Below are 1,811 nucleotides of genomic sequence, written 5' to 3' on the forward strand. Positions count from 1 at the left end.
TGGCCGTCGCCGCGCAGCAGCTTCACGTTGGGGTACGGGGCCGGGCCGGGGTGGACGAAGTCCTCGACGGCCACCGGCGCGGCCGAGTTGTCCGCCGGGGTGCCGTCGGCGGAGGCGATCGCCGTGACGCCGAGCGTGGCGGCCGCGGCGACGGCGCCGCCAACGAGCCAGCGGGACATGCGCTTTGACATGCCTAATCCTTTTCGTTCATCTCGCGTTGCCCTGATGGGCAGATCTTCGGAATCGGGTGACCGGCCTGAATGGTGGGAGAACCAGCCGGGCGTGGCGCAACGTCATTGTCGGTGCGAATGACATGAATTGACTGCGTCACAGATGTCGGAGCCGCAGGCGGAATCCGGCCCATCGAACCAGACGGGCTGGTGCCCGGACAACCGCTTTCGGCGACTGGCCAGGCAAGATGTCATGCTTTCAAGGTCATTGGGTGCTTGTTGGCGATGCGGTTGTATTTGCTTGGCTATGCTCGCCGTCGGGTGTTTCATTGCGCTCGCTTTGCCCGGCAACTCCCAGAATTCGTGGACGCTCTGATGAGACGTCATTTATCGTGGCTCCGCCGCGGCCGGGATACGGCCGACGTCGACAGTGGAGGTTTCCCGTGCGCCAATCGATATCCCGCTCACGACGGCGAGGGAGGGGAAGGCCGCCGCTGTTGGGCAGGCTCTCCCTGGGACTGTTGCCGCTCGCGCTCACGGCGGGGCTGGTGGGGGCCGCGGGTCCGAGCGCCGCCGCCACCGGGCCGGCCGTCGGACAGGTCCAGCCGAGCGACCGCGAGCGTGCGGTGCAGGCGTGGCTCAACGGCGGCCCCCGGCTCCACGCACTCGCGGAGGCCGCGCTCGCGGGCTCCGACCAGGACGTGAAGCGGTTCGTCGAGAACGAGCTCGCCGGGGCGCAGAGTGCGGACGACCTGCTCGCTGCCACGCAGATCTCCAGCGTGGGCGGGCCGAAGGTCCGCGAGGCCGCGGACAAGGCCATCGACGGGACGGCCGCGGATCGGCGCGCCTTCCTGGAGGGCGGTTGGCAAGCGGCCCTCGACGCGGACCGGCGGCTGTGGATCACCCGGATCACCGACCCCGCGATGGGCGCCGGGCGGAATCTCCAGGCGGCGGGTGATGCCGCGCTGCGCAGCAACACCGGTGACGACCTGCAGAAGTTCCTGACGGAGACCCAGTTCACCGCGAAGGACAGCGACGACCGGGTCAAGCTGGTCCAGATCCTGAGCTCCGGTGGCCCCAACGTCCAGGCGGCGGCGCGGATCGCGCTGAACGGGTCGATCCAGGACGTGCGCGACTTCCTGGCGACCGGTCAGTACATCGCGCAGAGCCGTGACCAGGAGCGCGCGAGCATCGCGCAGCTGGCGCAGCAGGCGAAGGACGCGAGCGCGCAGGCGGCCCAGGAGACGGCCGCGGCGCTCGAGGCCAAGGACCAGGCGGTCCACAACTCGGAGCTGGCCAAGGCGGATGCCGCGCGGGCGGCTATCGAGACGCAGCAGGCCGGTAATGACACGGCCAAGGCCACGGAGGCGGCGAACCGGGCCGCCAGCGCGGCCGACCGCGCGGGTGCGGCGGCGCAGACGGCGCTGACCGCCGCGCGCGCGGCCAACGCCTCGGCGCGCGCCGCCGCCGTCGCGGCGTCGAACGCGGCGGCCGCCGCGGCAGGGGCCCAGCGGGCCGCGGCCAACGCGCGGACGGCGGCCGCGGCCGCGGCCGGTGACGCGACCAAGGCGCACGAGGCGCGGGTGGCGGCGGACGCCGCCGACGCCGCGGCGAAGATCGCCGCGGACGCTAACGCCACGC

Annotated in this window: 1 protein-coding gene and 2 pseudogenes; 2 read left to right on the top strand and 1 reads right to left on the bottom strand. The window is 72.1% G+C overall.

The genetic code is table 11. The features are described 5' to 3' along the window. Positions 1–191, bottom strand: a pseudogene (locus ACIQOV_RS39980) (hypothetical protein); the annotation flags it as partial. 227 nt (positions 192–418) lie between these two features. On the opposite strand from ACIQOV_RS39980, the pseudogene ACIQOV_RS39985 reads away from it, so the two are divergent. Together ACIQOV_RS39985 and ACIQOV_RS39990 are read left to right on the top strand one after the other, a co-directional pair. Continuing rightward, a pseudogene (locus ACIQOV_RS39985) lies at positions 419–844 on the top strand (hypothetical protein); the annotation flags it as partial. A gap of 27 nt (positions 845–871) precedes the next feature. Then, the coding region (locus tag ACIQOV_RS39990) for an ALF repeat-containing protein (protein WP_401055863.1) at positions 872–1,811 on the top strand (940 nt) is incomplete at its 3' end.

It is taken from the genome of Kitasatospora sp. NPDC091257, from assembly GCF_044757675.1.
GTDB lineage: Bacteria > Actinomycetota > Actinomycetes > Streptomycetales > Streptomycetaceae > Kitasatospora > Kitasatospora lactacystinica.